Source organism: Brevibacterium sp. CSND-B09, from assembly GCF_052906525.1.
The window spans coordinates 3,840,117-3,866,718 of sequence record NZ_JBREGI010000001.1; the positions used below are offsets into that span (position 1 = coordinate 3,840,117).

At 65.3% G+C, this 26,602-nt stretch carries 23 protein-coding genes; 13 read left to right on the plus strand and 10 right to left on the minus strand.

Annotated features, from left to right (window positions below):
• Window positions 1-55: 55 nt before the first annotated feature.
• Window positions 56-1,207, minus strand: a complete 1,152-nt coding sequence (locus ACU4IU_RS17120; protein WP_376905926.1) for an HRDC domain-containing protein — start codon at window positions 1,205-1,207, stop codon at window positions 56-58.
• 17 nt (window positions 1,208-1,224) lie between these two features.
• Window positions 1,225-1,839 carry a DUF3000 domain-containing protein gene (locus ACU4IU_RS17125; protein WP_172169860.1) on the minus strand — a complete coding sequence of 205 codons (615 nt, stop codon included), beginning with the start codon at window positions 1,837-1,839 and terminating at the stop codon, window positions 1,225-1,227.
• Window positions 1,840-2,007: 168 nt separating this feature from the next.
• On the opposite strand from ACU4IU_RS17125, the gene hemE reads away from it, so the two are divergent.
• Genes hemE through hemQ form a run of 3 tightly spaced genes read left to right on the plus strand, consistent with a single transcriptional unit; the run spans window position 2,008 to window position 5,207 of the window.
• On the plus strand, window positions 2,008-3,054 hold the full coding sequence (gene hemE / locus ACU4IU_RS17130) for a uroporphyrinogen decarboxylase (protein WP_376905924.1): 1,047 nt from the start codon (window positions 2,008-2,010) through the stop codon (window positions 3,052-3,054).
• 4 nt (window positions 3,055-3,058) lie between these two features.
• Window positions 3,059-4,474 (plus strand): protoporphyrinogen oxidase, encoded by a 1,416-nt coding sequence (gene hemG / locus ACU4IU_RS17135; protein WP_376905922.1) that lies wholly within the window; start codon window positions 3,059-3,061, stop codon window positions 4,472-4,474.
• 22 nt (window positions 4,475-4,496) lie between these two features.
• Window positions 4,497-5,207, plus strand: a complete 711-nt coding sequence (gene hemQ / locus ACU4IU_RS17140) for a hydrogen peroxide-dependent heme synthase (RefSeq protein WP_139908180.1) — start codon at window positions 4,497-4,499, stop codon at window positions 5,205-5,207.
• 144 nt (window positions 5,208-5,351) lie between these two features.
• On the opposite strand, the gene ACU4IU_RS17145 is transcribed toward hemQ, so the two are convergent.
• Window positions 5,352-5,639, minus strand: coding sequence for a hypothetical protein (locus ACU4IU_RS17145; RefSeq protein WP_258233245.1), 288 nt, complete (start codon window positions 5,637-5,639; stop codon window positions 5,352-5,354).
• Between the two features lie 101 nt (window positions 5,640-5,740).
• Between ACU4IU_RS17145 and ACU4IU_RS17150 the strand changes: the two genes are divergently transcribed.
• Window positions 5,741-6,265 carry a MarR family winged helix-turn-helix transcriptional regulator gene (locus ACU4IU_RS17150; RefSeq protein ID WP_446657415.1) on the plus strand — a complete coding sequence of 175 codons (525 nt, stop codon included), beginning with the start codon at window positions 5,741-5,743 and terminating at the stop codon, window positions 6,263-6,265.
• 4 nt (window positions 6,266-6,269) lie between these two features.
• Here the strand turns inward: ACU4IU_RS17150 and ACU4IU_RS17155 are convergent, their stop codons facing one another.
• Together ACU4IU_RS17155 and msrB are read right to left on the minus strand one after the other, a co-directional pair.
• Window positions 6,270-6,803, minus strand: coding sequence for a GNAT family N-acetyltransferase (locus ACU4IU_RS17155; protein WP_139908178.1), 534 nt, complete (start codon window positions 6,801-6,803; stop codon window positions 6,270-6,272).
• Between the two features lies 1 nt (window position 6,804).
• Entirely contained in the window at window positions 6,805-7,254 is a 450-nt protein-coding gene (gene msrB, locus ACU4IU_RS17160; RefSeq protein ID WP_446657416.1) for a peptide-methionine (R)-S-oxide reductase MsrB, read from the minus strand.
• A gap of 156 nt (window positions 7,255-7,410) precedes the next feature.
• On the opposite strand from msrB, the gene ACU4IU_RS17165 reads away from it, so the two are divergent.
• Complete coding sequence (locus ACU4IU_RS17165; protein ID WP_139469807.1) at window positions 7,411-8,610, plus strand: alpha/beta hydrolase family protein; 1,200 nt, start codon at window positions 7,411-7,413, stop codon at window positions 8,608-8,610.
• A 10-nt stretch (window positions 8,611-8,620) separates the two neighbouring features.
• Here ACU4IU_RS17165 and ACU4IU_RS17170 read toward each other — a convergent pair whose 3' ends face one another.
• Both ACU4IU_RS17170 and ACU4IU_RS17175 read right to left on the minus strand, forming a co-directional pair.
• Window positions 8,621-11,326 (minus strand): penicillin acylase family protein, encoded by a 2,706-nt coding sequence (locus tag ACU4IU_RS17170; RefSeq protein ID WP_446657417.1) that lies wholly within the window; start codon window positions 11,324-11,326, stop codon window positions 8,621-8,623.
• A gap of 34 nt (window positions 11,327-11,360) precedes the next feature.
• Complete coding sequence (locus ACU4IU_RS17175) at window positions 11,361-12,239, minus strand: DUF817 domain-containing protein (protein WP_181270594.1); 879 nt, start codon at window positions 12,237-12,239, stop codon at window positions 11,361-11,363.
• Window positions 12,240-12,530: 291 nt separating this feature from the next.
• Here ACU4IU_RS17175 and ACU4IU_RS17180 point away from each other — a divergent pair, with 291 nt between their 5' ends.
• Together ACU4IU_RS17180 and ACU4IU_RS17185 are read left to right on the plus strand one after the other, a co-directional pair.
• A complete protein-coding gene (locus ACU4IU_RS17180) occupies window positions 12,531-14,315 on the plus strand; it encodes an N-acetylmuramoyl-L-alanine amidase (protein WP_446657418.1) in 1,785 nt (594 codons plus the stop codon).
• Window positions 14,316-14,343: 28 nt separating this feature from the next.
• Complete coding sequence (locus ACU4IU_RS17185; protein ID WP_446657419.1) at window positions 14,344-15,018, plus strand: NAD(P)-dependent oxidoreductase; 675 nt, start codon at window positions 14,344-14,346, stop codon at window positions 15,016-15,018.
• Window positions 15,019-15,028: 10 nt separating this feature from the next.
• On the opposite strand, the gene ACU4IU_RS17190 is transcribed toward ACU4IU_RS17185, so the two are convergent.
• Window positions 15,029-15,604, minus strand: a complete 576-nt coding sequence (locus ACU4IU_RS17190; RefSeq protein WP_446657420.1) for a hypothetical protein — start codon at window positions 15,602-15,604, stop codon at window positions 15,029-15,031.
• 31 nt (window positions 15,605-15,635) lie between these two features.
• Complete coding sequence (locus ACU4IU_RS17195; RefSeq protein ID WP_446657421.1) at window positions 15,636-16,478, minus strand: L,D-transpeptidase family protein; 843 nt, start codon at window positions 16,476-16,478, stop codon at window positions 15,636-15,638.
• 60 nt (window positions 16,479-16,538) lie between these two features.
• Here ACU4IU_RS17195 and ACU4IU_RS17200 point away from each other — a divergent pair, with 60 nt between their 5' ends.
• The 4 genes from ACU4IU_RS17200 to ACU4IU_RS17215 all read left to right on the plus strand — a co-directional run bounded on the left by ACU4IU_RS17200 (window position 16,539) and on the right by ACU4IU_RS17215 (window position 21,361).
• Entirely contained in the window at window positions 16,539-17,825 is a 1,287-nt protein-coding gene (locus ACU4IU_RS17200) for a DUF6636 domain-containing protein (protein WP_446657422.1), read from the plus strand.
• A 192-nt stretch (window positions 17,826-18,017) separates the two neighbouring features.
• Window positions 18,018-19,781, plus strand: a complete 1,764-nt coding sequence (leuA, locus tag ACU4IU_RS17205) for a 2-isopropylmalate synthase (protein WP_172169836.1) — start codon at window positions 18,018-18,020, stop codon at window positions 19,779-19,781.
• 78 nt (window positions 19,782-19,859) lie between these two features.
• Window positions 19,860-20,588 carry a DNA repair protein RecO gene (recO, locus tag ACU4IU_RS17210; RefSeq protein WP_446657423.1) on the plus strand — a complete coding sequence of 243 codons (729 nt, stop codon included), beginning with the start codon at window positions 19,860-19,862 and terminating at the stop codon, window positions 20,586-20,588.
• A complete protein-coding gene (locus ACU4IU_RS17215) occupies window positions 20,585-21,361 on the plus strand; it encodes an isoprenyl transferase (protein ID WP_376905901.1) in 777 nt (258 codons plus the stop codon). Before recO ends, ACU4IU_RS17215 begins: the two co-directional genes overlap by 4 nt.
• Before the next feature lie 183 nt (window positions 21,362-21,544).
• Here the strand turns inward: ACU4IU_RS17215 and ACU4IU_RS17220 are convergent, their stop codons facing one another.
• Window positions 21,545-23,341, minus strand: coding sequence for a DEAD/DEAH box helicase (locus ACU4IU_RS17220; protein WP_446657424.1), 1,797 nt, complete (start codon window positions 23,339-23,341; stop codon window positions 21,545-21,547).
• Between the two features lie 383 nt (window positions 23,342-23,724).
• Between ACU4IU_RS17220 and ACU4IU_RS17225 the strand changes: the two genes are divergently transcribed.
• Window positions 23,725-25,107: a glycine--tRNA ligase gene (locus ACU4IU_RS17225; protein ID WP_139469819.1), complete on the plus strand. Its 1,383-nt coding sequence runs from the start codon at window positions 23,725-23,727 to the stop codon at window positions 25,105-25,107.
• A gap of 164 nt (window positions 25,108-25,271) precedes the next feature.
• Window positions 25,272-26,585 (plus strand): YibE/F family protein, encoded by a 1,314-nt coding sequence (locus ACU4IU_RS17230; RefSeq protein WP_446657425.1) that lies wholly within the window; start codon window positions 25,272-25,274, stop codon window positions 26,583-26,585.
• The last annotated feature ends 17 nt before the right edge of the window (window positions 26,586-26,602 follow it).

Here is a 26,602-nt window from a genome sequence, read left to right on the forward strand (position 1 = left end):
TGCCCTCAGAGGCGACGGAGGCCCGACGCTCGAACCGCAGGACTTGAGCGTGAGTTCAGGCCTGGGGGAGTCCGGCCAGGGTCTTCTTCAGCGCGGGGGCACTGAGCTCGATCTGCCAGGGTCGGGCTCCCGCCTCGCCGAGGTAGCCCTCGACGTCGACGCTCGACTCCGCGGCCAGGGACTTCACGATTGCCGGCTGGAGGAGCACATCGTGGGGGATCGTCAGCTCTTCGGAGAGCTCCGACATCGCGGCCTTGAGCGCCGCCACCCGCTCTTTGAGCTCCGCCGGGTCGAATGCGCTGCGTTTCGACCGTCCGCGCTCGGACCGTCCCGGCAGCTCTTCGGCCCCCAAACGGGAGGCCTTGCGGTAGGCACGGAAGAGTCGGGCCGCCTCGGCGCGGGAGAGTCTGCGCCACTGAGCCAAGATATCGTCGCTGGACTTCACACCGGATTGGGCGAGGGCGACGAGCTCACGATCGCGCAGGATCTTCGTGGGAGCCAGATCGGCTTCACGGGCCATAGAATCACGGGCCTGCCAGAGCTCACGGACTCGTGCGATGTCGCGGCGGGACCTGATCTTCGACAGTCCATGCGTGCGTCGCCACGGCTCATCGAAGTGCTTCGGGGTGAAATCGAGCAGGTGCGTGAACTCCTGCTGCGCAAACTCCCACCGGTCCGAGTCGAGAAGCTGCTGGTGGAGGATGTCCCGGATCGGCAGTAGCACTTCGACGTCGAGGGCGGCATAGTTCAACCACTCCTTGGGCAGCGGACGCGTCGACCAATCGGCGGCCGAATGCTCTTTCGCCAGACGCACCCCGAGGGTGCGTTCGGCGACCGCGGCCAGACCGAACTTCTCCCATCCGAGCAGCCTGGCGGCCAGTTCGGTGTCGAACAGAGCCGCCGGGCGCATTCCGCGCTCCTGCAGGCACGGCAGATCCTGCGTCACCGAATGGATGACCCACTCATCAGTTCCGAGAGCCGAGTTGAGGTCGCTGAGATCACCGAGCGTCTCGGAATCGAGGAGGAAGGTGCCAGCACCTTCACGTCGCAGCTGAACGAGGAAGGCGCGCTGTCCGTATCTGATGCCGGACGCGCGTTCGGCGTCGACAGCGATCGGACCGTTGGCGGCGGCCAGACTGGCAATCGAGGAGGAGAGGTCCTCCGGGGTATCGACGACGTCGGGGATGCCGTTCGCGGGTGTTTCCAAAAGCGGTAGTTCAGATGTCATCGACGGCGCCCGGGCAGGGCTGTGACTCCTTCAGGAAGTGGTGGCAGTCCGGCGACTGTGCTGAGCAGATCGATCCAGGCCTCGAAGTGATTGCCGATCAGATCCGGCTCGTCAATCACGGGTGTCCACGAGGCGCGCAGCTCCAAGTCTATCGTGGCCGGGCGATCGGCCAAGGTGCCGAAGCTCTCGGACAGCACCCGAGTGGTCGTCCCGCCGGCGGCGAGCACCTGGCAGTCGTTGGCATCGAGGGCATCTTCGAGCCAGCTCCATGCCACATGCCCGAGCATCGTCTCATTGCCGAGTTCGTGTTCGAGTTCGGCGCGGATATAGGAGACGACCCGGAAGGAGCCTTCCCACTCCTCCGGGGCGGCGGGATCGAAGAGGACGACGATACGGCCGGTGGCGAGTTCGTCGATGGTCTCGCCGCTGGCCCGCAGGAACGTCTCATCGGCGCTGACCTCGGCGCCGAGAGCATAGGAGTACGGGGCCAGCTTGGCCGGGGCCGGAATCTCGGAAATCGACACGTTGTTCGTGCTGCGCGCCTGACGCAGCACCGACGTCACGGCGGAGAACTCCGCCGGAATGCGATTGAGAGGTGAGGTGTTGACCACAGTTGCCACGATAGAGCAGCCGCGGGGACAGAGGAATCATCCACGCCGAGGCGGCCCCGGACAATCCGTCGGATCGTGTCCTCGGCCGAATGCTGAGACGGCAAGACGGCCCGTCTTGAAACTGACATCGAGTGGGCATGAGCGATCGAAGGATGGGAAGATGGCCCCATGACATCACCCCTGTTAGCTGCCCTGCGTTCGGAGCCGGTTTCGTACACTCCCGTCTGGTTCATGCGGCAGGCCGGCCGCTCCCTGCCTGAGTACCGCAAGCTGCGCGAAGGCACTCAGATGCTCGATGCCTGCCGCGACCCCGAGATGGTCTCCGAGATCACCCTCCAGCCGATCCGCCGCCACGGCGTCGACGCGGCCATCTTCTTCTCCGATATCGTCGTCCCGCTGCAGGCCGCCGGAGTCGATGTGGAGATCGTTCCCGGCGTCGGCCCGGTCATCGCCTCCCCGGTGCGCTCCCGCGCCGATATCGACGCCCTGCCTGATCTCGACGCCGCCGACATCCCGGACATCACCGAATCGGTCCAGCGGGTGACCGCCGAACTCGGCGAAGCCACCCCGCTCATCGGCTTCGCCGGTGCTCCGTTCACCCTGGCCAGCTACCTCATCGAAGGTGGGCCGAGTAAGAACCACGAGAAGACGAAGTCGCTCATGGTCTCCGCCCCCGAGGCGTTCTCGGCCCTGCTGAGCAAGCTCGCGACGATGTCGGCGACCTTCATCGACGTGCAGCTGAACGCCGGTGCCAAGGCCTTCCAGCTCTTCGACTCCTGGGCCGGCTATCTCGCTCGGGAGGACTACGAGGACCATGTCCTCGAACACTCCACCGCAGTCTTCGACGCATTGTCCGGACACGACGTGCCCAGCGTCCACTTCGGCGTGCAGACCGGTGAGCTGCTCGGCTCCATGGCACAGGCCGGATCGACGACCGTCGGCGTCGACTTCCGCGTCGACCTGGCTGATGCCGCCACTCGCGTCAATCCCGGTCAGGCACTCCAGGGCAACCTGGACCCGGCCCTGCTCTTCGCTCCGTGGGAGGCGCTGTCCGCCCGCGTCGAGGCGATCGTGCGCAAGGGGCTCGAACTCGACCGCGGATTCGTCTTCAACCTCGGCCACGGCGTCCTGCCCGACACCGACCCCGAGGTGCCCGGACGCGTCGTCGACCTCGTCCACCGCGTCTCGGCCGAGATCCTCGGCAGCCGCGGCTGATCGAATGACTCGGATCACCGTCGTCGGAGGAGGGATCTCCGGCCTCGTTGCCGCCTATCGCCTCTCCGCCGAGCACCAAGTCACAGTACTGGAATCAGGCGACTGCCTCGGCGGCTGCCTGAGGCCGACCACGATTGATGGTGCCGTGCCGGTGGGCATCGACTCTGGAGCCGAAGCGAGCCTCAACCGGCGTCCGGAGACCAAGAACCTGGCCGCCGAACTCGGCCTCGACTCGGTGTTCCCCTCGACTCAGCACAGTTCGCAGGTGCTCAGCAGGGGAGACCTGCACGCGATTCCCAAACGGACGATCATGGGGGTGCCCGCCGAAGCGGCAGAGGTCGAATCCCTCATCGGCGCCGAGGCGGCCGCTCGCTTGGCGGCCGAACGGATCACCCCGCCGATCGAGGGTGATGACGTCTCGCTGGGGGACTTCCTGTCGGAGCGCCTCGGCGGCGCCATCGTCGACGAACTCGTCGATCCGCTGCTCGGCGGCGTCTACGCCGGTCGCTGCCGGGACCTGTCCCTGGCCGAAACGGTGCCCGCGCTGCTGCCCGCTGCGGTCGAGGGCACCTCGGTGCTCGACCTCGTCGCACAGCTCCTCGCCGCCCGCGACGCCCAGACCGCGTCGGCAGGGAGCCCGGAACCGGTGTTCATGAGCTTCGAAGGCGGAATCAACCGCCTCATCCCGGCCCTGCAGGAGGCGATCGTGCGGGGCGGCGGGACGGTCCGCCTCGGTGCCGGTGTCACCGGGATCGACCGCGAGGGCGAGAGGTGGATCGTCCGCGGCGAGGGGGAGGACATCGAATCCGATGGGCTCATCCTCGCCACGCCCGCGCATGTGACTGCCGGGCTGCTGGCGTCGGTGGCCCCGGAATCGGCGAGCAGCCTCGGCGAAATTCCCTATGCCTCCACCGCCTTGGTAGCCGCCCTCGTCGACCTTGAGGGAGTGGAGCTGCAGGGTTCGGGGTTCCTCGTCCCCGCGACCGAGGGCACGTTCATCAAGGCCTCGACTTTCGTGTCGAACAAGTGGCCGTGGACGGCCGACCATATCCCCGCGGGGACGGCCCTGGTGCGGATGAGCATCGGACGCTTCGGTGACGGACCCGAGGTCTGGAGCAGGTTCTCCGATGAGGAGATCGTCGAACGAGCCTTCGCCGATTGGCAGACGATCACCTCCCGTCCGGAATCGCAGCTGCTGGGCTCGGAGGTCCAGCGCTGGAACTCGGCACTGCCGCAGTACCTGCCCGGCCACGCCAGACGCATCGCCGCCATCGACGCCGAGATCGCGTCGCTGCCCGGCCTCGAACTCGCCGGATCCGCCTATGGGGGAGTCGGCATTCCCGCCTGCATCGCCCGCGCGGACGCCGCGGCCCGGAGACTGAACCGACCCGCAGACGACCACCGTGACACTTCAGAATGAAGAGAAGACAGAAGGAGCAGATATGAGCGAATACACTCAGCCCACCGACGCCCAGATCGAAGAAGCGAACGAGCAGACGCGGTATATCGCCTACTCCGTCTTCGCCTCTGCCGGAGAACTCGGCGATGCCGACCGTAAGGAACTCGCCGATGAGCTGCATGCGGCTCTCGAGCCCCTGAAGGAACGCGGTCTGATCGTGCGCGGAATCTACGACGTCTCCGCCCTGCGCGCCGATGCCGACGTCATGTTCTGGTACCACGCCCCCGAAATCGAGGTCGTCCAGGCCGCGTACTCAGCGATCCGCCGCAGCCTGATCGGTGGAGTGCTCGAACCCGTTTGGTCCGTCGTCGGAATCCACCGCCCGGCGGAGTTCAACAAGGCGCACCTGCCCGCTCTGCTGACCGATCCCGAGCCCGGCGATTACATCTGCGTGTACCCGTTCGTGCGGTCCTACGACTGGTACCTCCTCGACCCCGCCGAACGGGCGAAGATGCTGCGCGACCACGGTATGGCCGCCGCCGGGTACAAGGACATCAAGGCGAACACGATCGCCTCCTTCGCCCTCGGCGACTACGAATGGCTGCTGGCCTTCGAGGCCGCCGAGCTCCACCGCATCGTCGACCTGATGCGGGATCTGCGCAACACCGAGGCGCGCCTGCATGTGCGCGAAGAGGTTCCGTTCTACACCGGACCGCGTCGCGAACTCGTCGACATCATCTCCGACTGGCGCTGACCGAACGTCATAGACCCGGCCGGGACTGAGGCAGAGAGCAGGTCGCCCGGCCGGGACGGAGGCAGCGAGAACGAGACAGCGGGAAAGGGCCGCCGCACCGATTCGGTGCGGCGGCCCTGTGCATGGTCGGGGAGTGACCGGCGGCTACCTGCTGCCCTTCTTCACCACATAGGAATGGCCGTTGGCGTCGGTGCGCATCTCCAGCCCCATGGCATCGAGCTGCTGGTGCCGCAGCGTCTCGTCCTCGAAGTATCCGCCCGGGCGCGTGTTGTCGACCTGCGCCGGCCCGACGATCTTGCGGAAGAAGTTGTTGAGCCAGCCCACTCCGCGCTGGGACTCCGGATGCTGGTTCTTCTTCCGTGCCGAATTCTTCTGCTTCTTGTCCTGTTTCCGGTTCGAACCATCGGGGGAAGGCTGCGAGGCGGACGACATAGCGAGGATCCTATCGACGAGGTGCCGCTTGGGCGGGGATTGGGCAGGTTTCACCTTTAGTGTACACTAATCATTAGCGCACTAAGTAATCTTCGAAGAGTATGCACGCCCTGATTGCCGACACGGAGGATCGACGACACACGATGCTGGAATCCGAAGCTTCGACGGAGCCGCTGGACAACCCGCTGGCGCTGGAAAGCCAGATCTGCTTCGCGCTGGCGGTGGCGTCCCGCGGGGTGATCGGCGCGTATCGCTCCGTGCTCGAACCGATCAGTCTGACGCATCCGCAGTATCTGGTCATGCTTGCGCTGTGGCAGCACGAGAAGCTGCCGATGCGCGAGATCGCTCGACTGCTGCGACTCGAACCCGCGACTGTGTCCCCGTTGGTCAAACGCCTCGAAGCGCTGGCCTATGTCACGAAGACGCGCAGCGACAGCGACGAGCGGATCGTCGAGGTCACCCTCACCGACACCGGCCGTGAACTGCGCAAGACCGCCGAGGCGATTCCCGTAACGATGATGGCCAAGCTCGGCATGGACGTCGACGGAGTGCGTGAACTGCACGCTGTGATGCAGAAGATCATCGCCTCCGTCGACGCCGCTGCCGAGGTCGAGGCCGAGAGCTGATCGGTCAGCCGGCCGGGCGCTCCATCGGGGTGTGCTCGATCCCGTCCTCGTCGAAGCGCGGACCGTTCGGGGCGAAGCCGAGGGACGAGTACAGCCCCTCGAGGTGCGACTGCGCATTGAGCGTCAGCGGGGCAGTCGACCAGGCGTGGACGATGTCGCTGAGCAGTCGGCGGCCCCAACCCTGCCCGCGGGCGTCGGGGTGGGTGGCGACACGACTGATGCTGCGTGCTCCCGGCCTGGCCGCCGGTCCGTCGGGCAACTCCGCCGGCAGCAGACGGGCATAGGCCCATGGCGAGAGGTCGCGTCCATGCTCGGCGCCGTGAGTGTCCGACATCGCCGTGGCCGGTCGAGGGTAGAAGAAATGCAGAGTCTCCGGCAGTGAGTCCACCCCATCGGGGTCGAGGAACACGCACTCCTGTTCGACGACGAAGACCCGTGAGCGCAGCTGCAGAATTCCGTAGAGCTCCGTGGGCCGGAGCTCGTCGAAGTTCTTCACGACGAGCTCGGTCGCCTCGGTGCTCTGAGTGTCCGTCGCCATCTCAGCTGTCCGCAGCGTCGGTGTTGAGCTTCAACGAGATCGAGTTGATGCAGTAGCGCTGATCGGTGGGAGTGCCGTAGCCCTCGCCCGAGAAGACATGGCCCATATGCGAGTCGCAGTTCGCGCAGCGGACCTCGACGCGTTCCATGCCCACCGAGGTGTCGCGGATGTAGCGGACCCGGTCCTCGGCCAGAGGCGCGTAGAACGACGGCCATCCGCAGTGCGAGGCGAACTTCGTATCGGAGGGGAACAGGTCGGCTCCGCAGGCCCGACACTGGTACATCCCGGCTGCCGTCTCATCGTTGTACTCGCCGGTGAAGGGGCGTTCGGTCGCGCCCTGGCGGAGCACCGCGAACTCCTCGGGAGTGAGCACGTCCTGCCAACGTATCTCCTCAGCCGCGGCCCCCTCGTTCGTCGAAGTTCCAGCGTTGATATCTGATGACTGAGTCATCGTGACCTCCGGTCTCTGTCAGTGACGGTGATTGCGGCGAGGAGGAGAAGATCTCCGCCCCTGGTGAGCGCAACAGCGAGTGACACTCGCTCATTCCGCACAACAGCGTTTGGTGCCTGATCATTCCGTAGGCAACAATGAACACAGGAGGTTTTCATGGTCCGCGACACGAAGTTCCCCGCCCGCCTGCTCGCCGCCGGTATCGGCGTCGGCGCCGGACTCGGTGCCCTGATCTCTGTGGCGTCGTCGGGTCTGGCCGCCTACTTCGCCCGCAAGATCATCGTTCCGGAGAACGCCCCGGAAGAACTCGACATCCTGCACATCGACGGTTTTCCGCCGAATATGCGCATTCAGCTGCCCGCCGATGAGGAGACCACGGTGCCCGGCACCTATGGTCTCTACTTCAACCAGGGTTCGGGACATGCCGTCGTCGGCGATATCGTCGAGTACGATCCCCGCTCGCGCACCGTCTCCCGAGAGATCCTGTCCGTCACCCGCGGCGATATCCGACGGGCCTGGCGGGGACGGTGGACCGGAGTCGTCTATCCTGATCCGATCGCTGCCGGAGTGAATTTCGACGACATCGAGATTCGCTCCGACGCCGGTGACCTGCCCGCGTGGCTGCTGCCGACCGACCATCCGGAACCCCACGACACCTGGGCGATCCTCATCCACGGCCGAGCCAGCACCCGCGCCGAGGGACTGCGCGCCGCTCCCGTGCTCAACACCCTCGGGGTGCCCTCGATCGCGATGTCTTACCGCAACGACGCCGAGGTGCGGGTGGAGACCACATCTCGCTACGGGCTCGGCGACACCGAATGGATCGACGTCGACGCCGCCATCGACTTCGCGGTCGAACACGGAGCGAAGAACGTCGTGCTCTTCGGCTGGTCGATGGGCGGAGCCATCGCCCTGCAGGCGGCCTCCCGCGGACGCAACCGCAGGTTCGTCACCTCACTGGTCCTCGACGGACCCGTCGTCGACTGGGTGAACGTGCTCGACGGGCAGGCGAAGAAGAACCTGCTGCCGACACCGATCGCCAAACTCACGCTCGAGATGATCACGCAGCCATGGGCGCGGCCGATCACCGGACTCGAGACCCCGCTCGATCTCGATCGCATGGATTGGGTGACCCGTGCCGCCGAACTCGATGTGCCGGTCCTGCTCATCCACTCCGATGACGACGAATTCGTTCCCTCCGGCCCCTCCCATGCGCTGGCCGGGGTCAGACGGGATCTGGTCACGATGCCGTCATACGGCAAGGCCCATCACACGAAGGAATGGAACATCGACCCGGTGCGCTGGGAAGACGATGTCGCGAACTTCCTCGAAGCGAAGATCCTGCCCAAGGACTGAACGCCCGTCCTCACGGCTCGAGAGTGAGTGTGTCCTCTGCCGCCGCAGCCACGGCCTCCTGCGAGTACAGCCATGGTCGATTGACATTGGCGGCCCAATCGTTCGTCTGATCGTCGTAATGCGGGTGGAAGGCATGCCCCGACGCGCCCGTGAGGTTGATCCAGTTCGAGGCGTCGAAGTTCGACAGATCGACCGTCTGGCGCATCGACGGCACCCAGTTCGTCTCATAGCCGACCGAGGCATCCCACCCGGTGGCATGGACGACGCCCGAACCGCCGGAGACCTCATAGGGGCCGCGGTTGAACAGCTTCTCCACCGGTGTGATCCCGGATTCGCCGAGGCTGGCGTTGCGGATCGTCAGGCGGTGCAGGATTCCCCATCGCCACGTCACGGGCTCCGGTCCCAGCAGGTCCTCCGTCTCCGCCCACGCCGTCTTCATGGCCTTGCGCAGAGCCTCGTCCCGACCTTCGACGCCCTTGCTCGACCACCACCGGGAATCCGGGTCTTCGAGCAGTTTCGAGAGCACGAGGTACCACCGTGAACCGCCGGCGGGGGACACCCCGTCGGGAAGCTTCGAGCTGATCGTCTGCTCGAGCAGCGTCTTCGTGAGCACATTGAAGTAGGCGGCGCCTGCGCTGTTCGCGGAGTCGAAGCCGTTCCAGCTCTTCAGCAGCTTCTTCGCCTCGAGGATGTCCTCGTCACCATGGGAGTGGATCTTCACCGCTTCGGGTACGAGCTTCGCGGCGAACGGATTCTGGTCGTCGTTCTGGATCTCGGCCATGTCCATCGGCCGCAGCTTCCGGCCCTCGTCGACCGCGTCCTTGATGCGTTTCGTGATGCGGCGGGCGCGATCCCCGTAGTCGAAGTCCTCACCCAGCTGCACTGTCTCACCGGGGGCGGCGACCGGGTTGTTCGCGGTGACGATCCATCCACGTTCGGGGTTGTACAGGTGTGGGAGATCCTCGAAGTCGACCCAGCCCTGCCAATCCTCGTCGGATTTCCACCCGCGGCGGGGCACGGTGCCGTCGGCCTTGCCTCGGCGTGGGATCATTCCGGGGGCCTGATAGCCGATGTTCCCGGCGACATCGGCGTAGACGAGGTTCTGGGAGGGCACGTCGAACAGGGACGCCGCGTGCCGGAACTCCTGCCAGTTCGTGGCCTTGTTGATGGCGAACACCGCCGAGGCGGTCGTACCCGGACGCAGAGCCGTCCAATCGAGGGCGAGACCGTAGTGCTCCTCGGCCGGTCCCGACTTCGGGTCCTGCGAATCCGCTCCGGTCGTCGCATCGAGTGCTTTGCGATACGTGCCGTCGAGCTTCGACACGAGTGGGCCGTTGCGGGTGGAGCGGATGGTGATCTCGCGTGGGTCCTCGCCCGCGACCTCGATCGTCTCCTTGCGCACCTGCAGCGGTTCGTCTCCGTCGTCGTGGATGACCTTCCCGTCGCGAATCTTCTCCACGACGAGGTCGGTGACATCTGCGCCGAGGTTCGTCAGTCCCCAGGCGATCGACTGGTTGTGGCCGATGACGACTCCCGGCAGTCCGGAGAAGGAGAAACCGGTGACGTCGAAGGGGCAGGCATCGGTGACCTTCTTGCATCGCAGTCCCACCTGGTACCAGACCGAGGGCATCGCCGGGGCGAGGTGCGGGTCATTGGACATCAGCGGTCGACCGGTGTTCGTGTGGTCCCCGGAGATCACCCACGAGTTCGACCCGATATCGTCGCTGTTCTGTCCCAGCATCGGCGGCAGCGATGTGAGCGTATTCCGCAGTTCGAGGAGATCATCGGTGGGGACGGCCGCCTCGGTGTCGGTGTTCCCTGTTCGGGGTGCCTCGGTGACGGTGCCTCCGGCATGTGCCTCATCGTCCTCCCGTGCACGGTCGTCGACTCGCGGCTTCTGCTCAACGTCGTCGCCGCTGCGGTCCTTCGGTGCCTTGTCGCCGGCTCTGCCGCCGAGGATCGTCGGACGCGTGGCATATGGGTAATCCGGATAGAGGTCGCTCATCTGCTCGTCGGTGAGCTCCGAGCCGAGGATCGACCGGTCGATCTCGTCTTCGAGGTTCGATCGCAGATCCCATGCCACGGCCTTGAGCCAGGCGACGCTGTCGACCGGGGTCCATTTCTCGACCTCGGTGCTGCCGGTCTCGAGGCCGAGGACGGCGTATTCGAGGGACAGCTCGGTGGGGGATTTGTCCTCGAGATAGGCGTTGACGCCGTCCGCGTAGGCCTCGTAGTAGCCCAGACTCGTCTTGTCGAGCTTCTTCACCTCCTGCTCGGCGACCTTCCGCCAGCCGAGCGTGCGGATGAAGGTGTCGGTGCCCAGCTGGGATTTGCCGAAGAGTTCGGAGAGTCGTCCCGTGGTGACGTGTCGGCGGAAGTCCATCTCCCAGAACCGGTCCTGAGCGTGGACGAACCCCTGAGCCAGGAACAGGTCGTGGGCGGTTTCGGCCTCGATGGTGGGAACACCCGATTCGTCACGGTGGACGGTGACCGGCGCGTCGAGCCCCGGCAGCGAGATCTCGCCGTCGGTGGTCGGGAAGGAGCGACGGACGAGGAACAGTCCGACGAGGGCGAGGATGAGGGCGAGGACGAGGACTCCGGCGATGACGCGCAGCAGCACACGAGCACTGACCGACAGGTTGGGACCGCTGGTTGGGCGGAGCACCTTGAGCAATGCGCTCGATTCCTTCTCATTCTGCGCATCGGGTGCCGCCATGAGTCTCCTTCGGCCGTCCTGGAAGTTTCGATTCTCAGCAAGTATAGGTGTCAGGAGGCTCGGGTCTGTGGACCTCAGGCGGCCTGGGTCTGTGGACGAAGGTCACGAGGACGACGGAGATCATCATGAGCAGGAACCAGGCCACCAGCTTCGTCAGCGGCACCAGGTGCCAGCCGTCGTCCTGACTCGGATACAGCCAGGCACCGGCCGCGGTCCCGATGTTCTCGGCCACCCAGATGAAGAAGGCGACGAGGAGGAAGGCCAGCAGCACGGGCATCGTCAGTGTCCTGCGATGGATATGGAAGTACATGCGGCAGCGGAAGAAGACGACGACGGTGGCCAGGACGAGGAGCAGTCGGAGGTCGACGATGAAGTGGTGGGTGAAGAAGTTGAGGTAGATGGCGGCGGCGATGATCACGGTCAGCCACCTCGGCGGGTAATGGCTGAACCGCAAGTCGAAGAGACGGTACACGCGGACGATATAGGAGCCGACGGCGGCGTACATGAACCCGGTGAACAGCGGTACTGCGCCGATGTGGAGGACCCCGCCGGGGGCGTAGTTCCATGAACCCACGGCGGTCTTGAAGATCTCCATTCCGGTGCCGACGATGTGGAAGACGATGATGACGATGAGCTCGCGACCGGTCTCGAGTCGAGCGACGAGCATGCCGATCTGGATGAGTACGGCGAGGATGACGAGGAAGTCGTTGCGGGCGATGGCCGCGTCATCGGGGTAGAGCCAAGCGGTGAGGATGATCGCTAAGAGCATGAGAGCACCGAAGAGACACGCCCACGCCTGTTTGATTCCGAAGGCGAGGAACTCCCGCATCCCGGCGGGGACGCGGGGGAGAACGCGGTCGGCGAAGGCGTCGAGGACTGCCTCGAGTCGAGTGAGTTCGCGGCGATCAGCCATATGGGTCCTTCGACGACGGGGACGCGGGGAATGTGGAGTGCCAGCGTATCGCGCGAGTGGGCCGGGCTGTCGGAGCGGGCAGTGTGACATCGCCGTGTCCGAAGGAGGTGAAATTCTGAATAGAACTTGCGAGTCACCTTCACAGAAACTGGCAATGCCATTAATCTGTGCATCAGTGTCGCAGGAGTGCTGCGACGCTGCGGCGCCGACAAGGCAGTGTCGACGGCGACGCGAACCCATTGGCGTCCGTGATAACCAGAAGGCGGACAGACTGCAGAGGAAGCAGCCCCGATGAAACCGATCCGACTTGTCACCCCCGCACTGGCTGCGGTGCTCACCGTGTCGATGATGACCGGTGGTCCCGCGCTCGCCGCCGAAGCGCCATCGCTCGGCGACAGCGGCTCACCGTCACTCGACGGCGGGGGCCAGCCGCAGCCCGCGCCGACTAACGCGCCGACGAAGGAATCATCCGATTCGGATACACCGACGGAGCCTGCAGCGACCAAGACAGCGGACTCCGCGGACGCTCCCCAGGTGAGCCGGAACGCAGGATCGACGACGAAGACGTATTCGGCCACTCCGGCAAAGGTCACAGCACTCAAACTCAAAGACTCCGAAGTCAATGTCATCGGAGCCAAGTGGACGGGAGACGACCCACGTCTCGAACTTCGCTACCGCGACTCCGGCGGCTGGTCCTCGTGGGAGACCCTGCCGGCGGACGACGGCGCCGGCCCTGACCGTTCCTCGGCTGAGGGCAAACAGGTCCCCGCAGCGGCTCAGGAAGGGCAGACAGAAGCCGTGCCCGTGGTCGACTCCACCTCGGTGGAGATCCGTGCGACAGCGAAGAACGCCGACACGAACGACCTCGCAGTGACCAACGTCGCAAGCCCCGTCACCGGCGCCGACGCGGCCGCAGTGAAGAAGCCCGCCTCGGTCACCGCACAGAAGGCGACAGCGCAGGTGTCCCACCACGAACTGAGGGCGAACATCGTCACCCGCCGCGAATGGGGTGCCGACGAGAAGCTCGTCCGCTGCACCACCGACAAGACGTCGACTTCGAAGGGCGTCTTCATCCACCACACCGCCGGATCGAACTCCTATACGAAGGCACAGGCCCCGGGCATCATCCGCGGCTACCTCGCGTACCACACGAAAGAACGAGGCTGGTGCGACCTCGGGTACAACTTCCTCGTCGACAAATACGGAACCATCTACGAGGGCCGTGCCGACAGCATCGATCTGTCTGTGACCGGAGCCCACGCCTCCGGATTCAACTCGTACACGATCGGCATCAGCGTGCTGGGCACCTACACAGGGTCCGCGCCGAGCACAGCAGCCCAGAACTCCGTCAAGCGGCTCATCGCGTGGAAGGCTAACCAGTACGCCTTCAACCCGACGGGAAAGATGACGCTCACCTCCGGCGGAGGAAGCACGAGCCGGTATCCCGAAGGCAGGAAGGTCAGCCTCAATGTGGTCTCCGGCCACCGGGACACGAGCTACACCGCCTGCCCGGGAAATGCCTTCTACTCGCGCCTCGGATCGATCCGGTCCGGTGCGAAGTCGATGCAGTCCGATGTCGGCGGTTATCCGGTGAAGGGAGCCATCGGCACGTACTACCGGTCGCACTCCGCACAGACGGGCGAGGCCCGCAGCCTCGAAGGGAAGCTGTCGAACCCGAACGGCGCCTATCAGCGCTTCGCCAAGGGCACCGTGTACTGGTCGTCGAAGACAGGGGCGCACCTGAACAAGGGCGGAATCCGCAACGGGTACAAGCGCGCCGGATACACCAAGGGCTTCCTCGGCTACCCCAGCAGCGACGAGAAGACCTTCAAGTACCGCAAGAGCGCCTATTACCAGAACTACGAGAACGGGATGATCACATGGTCGTCGGCGACGAAGGGACAGCCGATGCGCGGCGAGATGCTCAAGAAGTGGAAGTCCCTCGGCTGGGAACGCAGCAAGCTCGGACTGCCGAAGACGGACCAGTTCTCCTCGGCGGGCAAGATCCGTCAGAACTTCGAACACGGGTACATGACCTACACGAAGAGTCAGGGCGTCAAGGTCTATCTCACCTGACCGAACACAGGGGACATAGACTCACCTCATGCACATCCTCCTCTTCGGCGCCTCCGGCCACGTCGGCACCGGGCTCGCCCAGCAGCTCCGTCCGCAGCACACAGTCACCGGCATCGTCCGCCGCACTCCGGACACGGAGACGGCATATGAACCGGTGACCGTGCCGGACTGGGTGGACGAGTCGGAGGCGGTAACCTCGGCGCTCGCCTCCAGTGACTTGCCGCCGGTCGACGCCGTCATCGCCGCCATCGGCGGGTGGTACGTCGACGAACCGGTGCTCGACCGAGGTCTGGCTGAGTTCGATGCGGACTATGACTCCTACCTGCGCGGGCACTTCACAGCCTGTGCGATCTCGCGGTCCCTGGCCACCGACCGGACGAGCGGGGGCCAGGGATTCGTCCACCTGGCACTCAACGGCGTCGCCAGCGTCGAAGCGCTGGCCGGGTCAGGGGCGATCAGCGTATTCGGCGCCGCGCAGAAGATGCTCATCGAGGTCGCCGCAGCGGAATCGACGAGCGTGGCCTTCCGGGAGCTGCGGATCATGGCTCCGATCGGCGGCGATGATCGCAATGATCTGTCCGGGGGAGTCGAAACCGTCCATCTCGCCGAGGTGGCCGACGGGATCACCGCGATCCTTGACTCACCCGATCGCTTCGATGTGAGCACCGAGATCCACGCGAACGCTGGGACCTCTGCCGGCTGACTGCTTCGACTCAGGCGAGGGTGTAGCGGAGGAAGACCTGGTCGTCCTCGGTGCGCACATCGATGAGGCGCAGAGCGATCTCGGCCTCGAGCCCGGCGAAGTGGCTGCCGGGGGTGCGGATATAGCGCGGACTCACGCTCAGATGCAGTTCCGCGCCCGGATAATGCTCGAGCAGGCGAAACGCGAGATTTGGACCCGACTCGCACAGCAGCACCGTCTCATCGGTCGGTGCCGATTCGGGGGAGGGGGCCGTCGGCAGCGAGGCAGCCACCTCGGCGATCGTTTCTGCTGTGAAGTGCTGGGCACGATAGTCGAGGCCGCGGGCGTCGAGCTCGCTCTGCAGTGCCGTCGGATCGGACTCGGTGAGCACGTGCACGGGGGTGTGCTGCAGCGTTTTGCCTGCGGCGTTGATGACGGGCAGCTGCGGATTCAGCGCGGTGCGGCGGTCGACGATGATCGCATTCGCGCTGCGTCGCAGGGCGAGGAAGCGCCGGAAGTCGGCGTCCGTGGACACCCCGGTCGACCAGCCGTTCTCGGCGAAGGATCCGTTGATCGACTGGACGAGGGAGAGGATGAGACGGCGCACGGGTTCCTGCTCTTCTGCTTCTTCGGCTCTGCTATTTCTTGACTTCGGGTGCCGGCCCCATGACGATGCGCGGGTGAGCGTCCGGTTCGATGGTGCGCATGATCCACTTGAGGTCCGCCTCGTCGAGGGTGACGCAGCCGTTCGTGCCGGAATCGTGGTCGAGGTGCAGCCAGATTCCGCCGCCCTTGTCCCAGCCCAGCGGTCGGGTCTTGTCCGTCGGCGGAGTGCCGGGTCTGCGGTTGTAGTCGATGGCGATGATGTAGTCGAAGACCGATTCGTAGTCCGCCCCATAGGCCACCGTCGCCGAGGAGGGCAGACGATTGTCTTGGGTGTATGGCAGGTCGGTGCCCGGGTTTGCCTTGAAACCGCCCGCGTCGCTGAGTGTGAACACTCCGATCGGGGTGGTCTTATCGCCCTCGCGGCGATCCTTCAGCCATCCTTTGGAGCCGTTGTGGGTGTCGAAGGTCTTGAGCTTCTTCCATTTCCTGTCCGTGAACTCATAGAAGCTCAGGCTCGACTTCTCCGAAGCGGCTGTCGGCGAGGTCGCGACGAGGACCTGCGAGGTCTCTGCCGGGATCTGGTCGGTGAACTCCTTCGCCAGACCGGGGACAGGGACGGGGTGGACCGGTCCGGTCGCCTCGGTGCCGGGCTGATCGGATGCAGTCGAATCCGAGTCGGCGCCGGTGGGGGAGTCCTGGGCCGGGGCTGCGAAATCACCGAAGCTCGTCTGCTGTGCCGGAGCGGCGAAACCGGCGGACTCGGCGGCCGAGGGATCGTCCGTGCCGTCGTCGGCATCGGCGCCGCAGGCGGTCACCAGCAGAGCGCAGGCGAGAAGCGCGGGCACTCCCGCGCGCCGGAGGACTCCATCGGACATGAGGTCATCATCTCACGAAGCATGAGAACTCGCCGGTAGCGACTATGCGAAAATGACACCATGAGCATTCCACCTGTGCCGAACCATCCTCCGCGCCCCGGGCGTCGGAAGCCGGCCGAGGAGTCTCCGGAGTCGATCACAACCCAGTTGTTCATCGGCGAGGATGAGTCCGCGGCCGCTGATGGCTCCACCCAAGCACTCACTCCCGCAGAACTGCAGAGACTGCGGTCGATGGTCGAATCCGACGGCACCGATGCCACCGAGGTGCTCAGCCTCGAAGAGCTGCGCGGACTGGCCGCCGCCGATGGATATCAGACGGGAGGGCTGCCGGCCGCGCCGCGCAAGGTGAACTCCGACGATATCGCCGCTGCGGAGGCTCCCTCGGCTCCGAAACAGTGGAACCCGCTGCCCGGCTCGCAGCCGGCGCCTGCGGACGCGCACCGGGCCGAGCCGCATTCGCAGCAGCCCGAATCACACCCGCATCAGGGAGATCCTCAGCCGCACCAGGGGCAGTGGGGCGGAGAGTTCGGTGCCGCCGGTCATGCCGCAGCATCTCAGCCGCAGGCTGCCGGGCCGGTGCAGTCGCCGGCGGGACCCGATCATGCACAGCCCGGCACCGGTCGCCCCGCGGGGCCCGGATACGGGCAGGCGGGCCACGCTCCCGCCTACAGCGGTGCCTATGCCGCCGGCTATGCGCCGGGCGGACCTGCCGGTCCCGGAGGACCCGGCGGACCAGGAGGGCCGGGGGGACCCGGCGGACCGGGGAATCCCGGCGGCCCGCACGACCCCTATGGTCGGCGAAATGATACGAAGAAGGTCCCCGCGTGGTTGTGGGTGCTCGCTGCCATCGCGCTCATCCTTGCCCTCGGCATCGTCGGCTATATCGTCTGGGACTCCACCCAGGGTGACGAAACCACCACCGTCGGACCCACGGACGAACCGTCGATCGGTCAGACCGATGATCCCGAGCCGTCCGATTCGGGCAGCTCGAAGGCTCCCGTCGCCGAAGAGACCTTCACATCCCCGTCGGGGAATATCGCCTGCACCATCGACTCCGAACGAGCGCGCTGCGTGATCAAGGACTACGAATACTCACCACCGGAGAAGCCCGACGACTGCAAGCTCGACGACTGGGGCTCCATCGTCGTGGCGAACAAGGAAGGCTCAGGCTTCTCCTGCGTCGAGGCTCCCGAGAGCAACGGCCCGGCACGTGTCCTCGGCTACGGGGATTCGATCTCCGCGGCGGGGATGACCTGCACCTCCAGCGAAGAGGGCATGACCTGCAAATCCGACGACACCGGAGTCGGATTCAACGTCCGCCGCGCCTCGGTCGACTTCCTCAAGTAGGAGCCGGGAGCCGCCTCGGCGATCTTAGGATGTGGACGGAATTCGGACGGATCGCGGAAGGGGGACTACGGTGATCGTGTGGCTCATAGGTTCCTCCTCCTTCCTTGCCGCGACGAGTCCTGAACGGACAGCACGCTCGTCGCGGAGTCCTCGTATGCTGGTCAAGCGCTGAGAAACTGAGATAGAGGAACAATGAAACTGCAGAAGCCTTCTCCCATGCCGTTCGGCAAGTACAAGTCGTTCCAGGACCGCATCGCGCTGGATATGCGCGATCGCACCTGGCCCGACCAGATCATCAGCAAGGCACCTCGCTGGCTGAGCACCGACCTGCGCGACGGCAACCAAGCGCTCATCGATCCGATGACCCCGGACCGCAAACGCAAGATGTTCGATCTGCTCGTCAAGCTCGGCTTCAAGGAGATCGAGGTCGGATTCCCGGCCGCCAGCCAGGTCGACTTCGACTTCGTCCGCGAGATCATCGAACAGGACGCGATTCCCGACGACGTCCGCATCTCCGTGCTCACACAGGCTCGTGAGGACCTCATCGAACGCACTGTCGAATCCCTCGTCGGCGCGAAGATGCCCACCGTGCACCTCTACAACGCAACCGCGCCGGTCTTCCGCAAGGTCGTCTTCGGCTTCGACGGAGACGGCTTCGACCAGACTCGCGATATCGCATTGCAGGGCACTCAGGCCGTGATGAAGCACGCCGAGACTCTGCTGTCCGACGCGGACTTCGGCTACCAGTATTCGCCGGAGATCTTCGTCGACACCGAACCCGAGTTCGCCCTCGACATCGTCGGCAGCGTCCTCGACATGTGGCAGCCGGCAGCCGGCCGCGAGACCGTCGTCAACCTGCCGGCCACGGTCGAACGCGGCACACCGAACACCTACGCGGACCAGATCGAATGGTTCTGCCGCAATATGCCCTACCGCGACGAAGTGGCCGTGTCCCTGCACCCGCACAACGACCGGGGCACCGGCGTGGCCGCTGCGGAGATGGGAATGATGGCCGGCGCCGACCGCATCGAAGGCTGCCTGTTCGGCAACGGTGAGCGCACCGGTAACCTCGATCTCGTCACCGTCGCTCTCAACCTGTACACGCAGGGCATCGACCCGGAGCTCGACTTCTCCGATATCGACGAGGTCATCCACACTGTCACCGAATGCAACCAGATCGGTGTCCACGAACGTCACCCCTACGGAGGCGACCTCGTCTTCACCTCGTTCTCGGGCTCGCACCAGGACGCGATCAACAAGGCCTTCGCCGATCGTGAGAAGAAGGCGCACGCCCAGGGCACCCCCGTCGACCTCATGGAATGGGACATGCCCTACCTGCCGGTCGACCCGAAGGACCTCGGCCGCAGCTACGAGGCGATCATCCGTGTGAACTCGCAGTCCGGCAAGGGCGGAGTGACCTACCTGCTCAAGAGCGAGTACGGACTCGATCTGCCGCGTCGGATGCAGGTCGAATTCTCCCGCGCCGTGCAGCAGCACACCGAAGCCGGCGGCGAGGTCACCGCCGAGGAGATCCGCCGCATCTTCAACTACGAATACCTGCCCGCCGACGACCCAGAGAAAGCATGGGGCCGCTTCCAGATCGTCGGTCTGCGCACGGAATCGGGCAATGTCGACGGTGGCGGCTCATCGGCGGAGCGCATCGAGGTCGACCTCATCGTCGACGGTCAGGAACGCACCTACGAAGGGCGCGGCAACGGACCGATCGACGCGCTGGTGAAGATCCTCATCGACCAGTTCGACGTCGACGTGCGACTCCAGGACTACTCCGAGCACGCCATCGGCTCCGGCGCTGACACCAACGCCGCAGCCTATGTCGAACTCGCCGTCGAAGACCGCGTCGTCTGGGGCGCCGGTCTGCACCCGAACATCACGAAGGCCTCGCTCAAGGCCGTCGTCTCGGCCGTCAACCGTGCGGCTCGCGACCGCCAGAGCTGAGGCTGCGCGGTCGATCTCACAGAAGTCGCTTAAGCGCGGCGGGGTGATTCCCCGCCGCGCTTCAGCGATAATGGGCGGGTGCACAACTATCGTGATGAAGGCATCGTGCTCCAGGGGCACAAGCTCGGCGAAGCCGACCGCATTGTCACCGTGCTCACTCGCAGCCACGGCCTCGTCCGCGCCGTCGCGAAGGGGGTGCGCCGGACGAAATCGCGGTTCGGCTCCCGCCTCGAACCCTTTATGCTCGTCGACCTGCAATGCCATGTCGGGCGCAGCCTCGACATTGTCACCCAGGTCGAACTCGTCGAACCCTTCGCCCGCGGAATCGCCACGGACTTCGATGTCTATTCGGCCGCCTCGGTGATGGCCGAAACGGCGCGCAGCATCACCGAAGCCGAACCCCAGTCCCGCACGCATTTCCTCCTCCTCGTCTCTGCCATCCGCTCGCTGTGCAACCGCGAACACCCGCCGAGGCTGTCCCTCGATGCGTACCTGCTGCGCGCGATGTCCGTGGCCGGGTGGGCACCGAGCCTGCTCGACTGCGCCCAGTGCGGGAATCCTGGACCCCACCGCGCGTTCTCCGCAGCCTTGGGCGGGGCCGTGTGCACGATCTGTCGCCCCTCCGGTGCCGCGCTGCCCGACACCGATGCGCTCGAGCATATGGCCGCGCTCCTGTCCGGCGACTGGGAGCGCGCCGAGGCCTCCGACCTGCACGATCAGATCGACGGGTCGAAGCTGGTCTCGGACTGGGTGTCCTGGCACCTCGAGCGCAATATCCGATCACTGAGAATTCTGGAGAGCACATGAGCTACCCCGCACCACCGGCCCACCCCAGCGGAGCGAGACCTCCGCGCATCGACGCGAAGTTCGTGCCCCGGCACGTCGCGATCGTCATGGACGGCAACGGTCGGTGGGCGAATCAGCGGGGGCTGCCGCGCACGGAAGGGCACAGAGCCGGGGAAGCTTCGCTGCTCGACGTCATCCACGGCGCGATCGAGGTCGGCGTGGACTATCTGTCGGCGTATGCGTTCTCGACGGAGAACTGGAAGCGCTCACCCGAAGAGGTGCGCTTCCTCATGGGGTTCAACCGTGACGTCATCCGCCGCCGTCGTGATGAGCTCAACGCCCTTGGCGTGCGGATCGTGTGGTCCGGCCGGCGCGGACGGCTGTGGCGTTCGGTCATCGACGAACTCGAGACCGCCGCGGAGATGACGAAGAACAACACCGGTCTCGTGCTCCAGTTCTGCGTGAACTACGGTGGACGCTCCGAGATCGTCGACGCGATCAATGAGATCACCGCCGAGGTGGCCGCCGGGAAGCTCAAACCCGGCAAGGTCTCGGAGAAGACCGTCCGCTCCCGCCTCTACGCACCCATCGTGCCCGACGTCGACCTGTTCATGCGGTCCTCGGGGGAGCAGCGGACCTCGAACTTCCTGCTCTGGCAGTCAGCCTATGCCGAGATGGTCTTCCAGGATGTGCTGTGGCCCGACGTCGACAGGCGCACCCTGTGGGCGGCGATCGAAGAGTACGCCCGCCGCGACCGTCGCTTCGGCGGAGCCGTGGACACGCCCTCTGCCTGACGCGAAGGCTGAGGACTGAGTCACAGCTTCCACGGGCTTCTGAGGCTCGGCCGGCCCGTTCCACTCTGCTGACGACGAGGGCCCCGCAGCATCTTGCTGCGGGGCCCTCGTCATGGCTTCGGCCGGATCGGCGCTTCACCGTTCTCACGACTCCGGGGGAGTCACGGTCATGACGCGATCGGTTCAGTAGTGGTCGCGGGAGCGGTCGCCGCGTCCGCCGAACTTCTTGCCGCCTCGGCGATCACCGCGGAAGTTGCGGCCGTCACCGGGCTGCTTGTCGAAGTTGCGCTTCTTGAACGGGCGTCCCGGGCGACCGGAATCCGGACGGATGTCGATGGGACGGCCCTGGATCTCGGTGTGGGAGAGCTTGCGCAGCACCGACGGGTCGAGGTCCTTGGGCAGGTCGACGAGTGTGTGGTTCGAACGGATGTCGATATGGCCGATCTGCTTCGAGGTGATTCCACCTTCGTTCGCGATCGCACCGACGACGGCGCCCGGCTGCAGGCGCTCATTGCGTCCGAGGGCCAGACGGTAGGTCGTCATGTTCTCATCACGGGCACGTCCGCCACGGCCCGGACGGCCGCCGTCACGACCGCCGTCGCGGTCACGTCCCTGACGACGTGCCGGTTCGGGCATCGGCTCGGCCTTGAGCGTGTTCGACTCGAGGACGAGGGACGCCAGCGCGGCGGCGATGTTCGAGGCCGGCACATCACGGGAGAGCGAGTACGCCTCGATGACGTCGGTGAGTTCGGACAGTTCGGTCTGCGCGAGCACATCGTCGATGCGCTTCGTGAACTTGTCGACGCGAGTGTTCGTCAGCTCTTCGACGCTGGGCAGGGTCAGCGGTTCGACCTTCTGCTTCGTGGCGCGCTCGATGGAGCCGAGCATGCGTTGCTCGCGCGGAGTGACGAAGAGGATCGCCTCACCGGAGCGTCCGGCACGACCGGTGCGGCCGATGCGGTGGACGTAAGACTCGGTGTCGTGCGGGATGTCGTAGTTGACGACGAGCGTGATGCGCTCGACGTCGAGACCGCGGGCGGCCACATCGGTGGCGACGAGGATGTCGATCTTCGCCTCACGCAGCATGTCGATCGTGCGCTCACGAGCCTGCTGCGGGATGTCGCCGTTGATCGCGGCGGTCTTGAACCCGCGGGCACGCAGCTTCTCGGCCAGCTCCTCGGTGGCCTGCTTGGTACGCACGAACATGATGATGCCCTCGTACTCCTCGACCTCGAGGATCCGGGTCAGCGCATCGAGCTTGTGCGAGTGCTGAACCATGAAGTAGCGCTGGCGGATGTTCGCACCGGTCTGCGACTTCGCAGCGATCCGGACTTCCTTCGGGTCGTCCAGGTACTTGCCGGTGATCCGGTGGATCGAGGACGGCATGGTGGCCGAGAACAGTGCGACCTGACGGTCGGGACCGACCTGGCTGAAGATCTCTTCGATGTCTTCGGCGAAGCCCATCTTGAGCATCTCGTCGGCCTCATCGAGGATGAGGTGCTTGAGGCTGCCGAGCTTGAGCGAACCCTTTTTGAGGTGGTCGATGACGCGACCGGGGGTGCCGACGACGACCTGCGCGCCACGGCGCAGACCGGCCAGCTGCGGGCCGTAGGCCTGACCTCCGTAGATCGGGAGCACGGAGAAGTCGGACAGTTCCGTGGCGTAGGAGGTGAACGCCTCGGCGACCTGGATCGCGAGTTCGCGAGTGGGGGTGAGTACGAGGGCGAACGGGCCGTGGTCGGCGCGCCCCGCCTCGGCGAGGTCGGACAGGGCTGGCAGGGCGAAAGCCGCGGTCTTGCCGGTTCCGGTCTGGGCCAGACCGATGACGTCACGGCCCGACAGGAGGGTCGGGATCGTCTCGGCCTGGATGGGGGTGGGGATCTCGTAGCCCTGCGCCTCTACGGCCTTGAGCACGAGCGGGTGGAGTCCCAGTTCGGAGAATCTCGGAGTGGTTTCGTCGTTTGCGGACACATCGGTCATGAGTGATCTCTCTCACGTCGGCACACACTTGATCGCAGATGACTGTAGTGGCGATCTACCCTGCGGCCGCTTGTGCAATCATCGTGAGCAATCCGGGCCGAAACCGTAGAGATCCAAGAACTCGCTTGGACAGACGTGAAGACGTCGGTACGGAGAAAGGTTTGGGTGTACCCCAAGTCTACATGCCACACCCTCGCCGAGGCGGTCCCGGAGTGGGAATCCGAGTGTGAGATCAGTCGCCTCCGGTGGTCTCCTGCCGTTGCCGAGGTCGGGCGTCAGGAAGGGTCGGGTCGGCGTTGAGGAAGCGAAGGCGTGACCAGTTAGGCTGGTACCTGCGAGCCACGGCAGCCGGCCGTCGGCGAACTGAAACAAGGAGAGAACTAGTGGCACAGTCCAAGTTGGATGCCGTCATCGCCCTGGCCAAGCGCAGAGGATTCGTCTTCCAAGCAGGAGAGATCTACGGCGGTTCCCGCTCGGCATGGGACTACGGGCCCTTGGGCGTGGAGCTCAAGGACAATATCAAGGCCCAGTGGTGGCAGCAGTTCGTGCGCGGTCGCGAAGACGTCGTCGGCCTCGACTCCTCGATCATCCTGCCCAAGCGCGTCTGGGAAGCCTCCGGCCACGTCGCCACCTTCGTCGATCCTCTCGTCGAGTGCCTCAACTGCCACAAGCGCCACCGCGAGGACCACCTCGTCGAGGCGTATGAGGCGAAGAACAAGAAGGCTCCGGAGAACGGCATGGCCGATATCGTCTGCCCCGACTGCGGAACCCGCGGTCAGTGGACCGAGCCGCAGGAGTTCTCCGGTCTGGTCAAGACCTTCCTCGGACCCGTCGACTCCGAAGCCGGGCTCCACTACCTGCGTCCGGAGACCGCGCAGGGCATCTTCGTGAACTTCAACAATGTGCTCACCGCCGCCAGGAAGAAGCCGCCGTTCGGCATCGGCCAGATCGGCAAGGCCTTCCGCAACGAGATCACCCCCGGCAACTTCATCTTCCGCACCCGTGAGTTCGAGCAGATGGAGATCGAGTACTTCGTCCACCCGGACGAGGCCGATGACTACTACAAGCAGTGGGTCGAAGACTGCTGGTCCTGGTTCCTCGATCTCGGCATCTCCGAAGACAACGTCCGCCGCCTCGACGTTCCCGCCGAGGACCGTGCGCACTATTCGGCGGGCACCATCGACATCGAATACCGCTTCGGCTTCCAGGGGTCCGAATGGGGCGAGCTGATGGGTGTGGCAAACCGCACCGACTACGACCTCGGCACTCACACGGAGGTCTCGGGGGCGAAGCTGCAGTACTTCGACCAGGCCAGCGGAGACCGCTACACCCCATATGTCATCGAACCCTCCTTCGGCCTGACCCGGTCGATGATGGCATTCCTCGTCGAGGCCTACAGCGAGGACGAGGCGCCGAACACGAAGGGCGGCGTCGACAAGCGCGTCGTGCTCAAGCTTGATCCGCGTCTGGCCCCGGTCAAGGCTGCGGTGCTGCCGTTGAGCCGCAACGAGAAGCTGACACCGGCGGCGAAGGATCTCGCTGCGACGCTGCGTCGACGCTGGAACATCGACTTCGATGATGCCGGTGCCATCGGCCGTCGCTACCGTCGCCAGGACGAGATCGGAACGCCGCTGTGCATCACCGTCGACTTCGACACCCTCGATGATCAGGCAGTGACGATCCGCAAGCGTGATGACATGAGCCAGGAGCGCGTGAGCATAGATCAGGTGGAGAACTACCTGGCCGACCACCTCGCCGGAGCCTGACCCCAATTACTACCTGACGGCGGCCCAGCAACCTGGCGCCAGGTTGCTGGGCCGCCGTCAGGTAGTTCTGGGCTGGCTGCCTCGGTGAGCACCAGCCGCCATTCCGCCCTGGTCGACCGCCCCGCATCTGTCCGGTCAGCCGTCCCTGAAGGATCGCCATGCATATGACGTCCACACACGAACCGAAGGCCTCGCCGAAGGTTCGTCTGATCATGCTCGCCTGCCTCATCCCGCTCATCGTCGTCACGATCGCCGGACTCTTCGTACTGTGGCCGTCGGGACCCGACAAGGATCTGCCCGGTGGCGGGCCGACGACGAACACGGCCGAGGGGACCACCGACACGAAGGTCACCGTCACCGCCGTCGACGCTTCGGACTGCGACCCGGGGGAGACGGACCCGATGGTCCGCGCCGACTGCACGACATACACCGTGGAGGCGGACGGGCAGGAAGGCAGCCTCTACGTCACCCCCGACGCGGTCAAGGCCGGCGTCGATGTCGGAGACACGATCAAGGTCCTCGACTTCACGAAGTCACCGGACCGGGCGGAGATGGGCACCGACTACGTGTTCATCGATTTCGACCGGAACGTGCCGATGCTCGCCCTGGCGATCATCTACGGGATCGTCGTCCTCCTCGTCGCCGGTATGCGGGGACTGCGCGCTCTCATCGGACTCGGCTTCGCCGGTGCCGTACTGTTCGTCTTCATGCTCCCGGCGATGCTCGACGGCAAACCGCCGGTGCTGGTGGCGATGGTCTCAGCGAGCCTGATCATGGTCATCGCGCTCTACCTGGCACACGGAATCTCGACGCGGACGTCGACGGCGCTGTTCGGAACGGTGCTCGGCATCGTCATCACGGGCATCCTCGGTGCATGGATGACGTCCTGGGCGAATCTGGGCATCGCCTATTCGGAGGACGGGTATCTGCTTGTCGATACGACCGATCTGGGGATGACCGACATCATCGTGTGCGCGATCCTCATCACCGGACTCGGAGTGCTCAATGACGTCACGATCACACAGGCTTCGGCGGTGTGGGAGCTGGCAGCCGCTGCCCCGGAGATGAAGCCCGGTCAGCTGTTCTCCCGGGCGATGCGCATCGGGCGTGACCACATCGCCTCGACCGTCTATACGATCACGTTCGCGTATGTGGGCTCGGCGCTGATGACGCTCATCATCGTCTCCGCGCACGATCAGCCGCTGTTCGACACGTTCACACTCGGAGACATGTCGGTCGAGGTGGTGAGCATCCTCGTGTGCTCGATCGGTCTGGTCATCGCGATTCCGCTGACGACCGGACTCGGTGTCCTCGTGGTGAAATCGGGAGTGCGACCGCCGAGGCGGACCACCGGATCCGCTGCTGCGCCCGGCACGATCACGGCGGCAGACCCAGGCACGATCACGGCGGCGGACCCCGCCGAGGAGCGGCCGCCGATGACCCGTCGCGAGGCCCGTGAACGCGACCAGAACCGCTGAACTTAGCCCCGGAACTA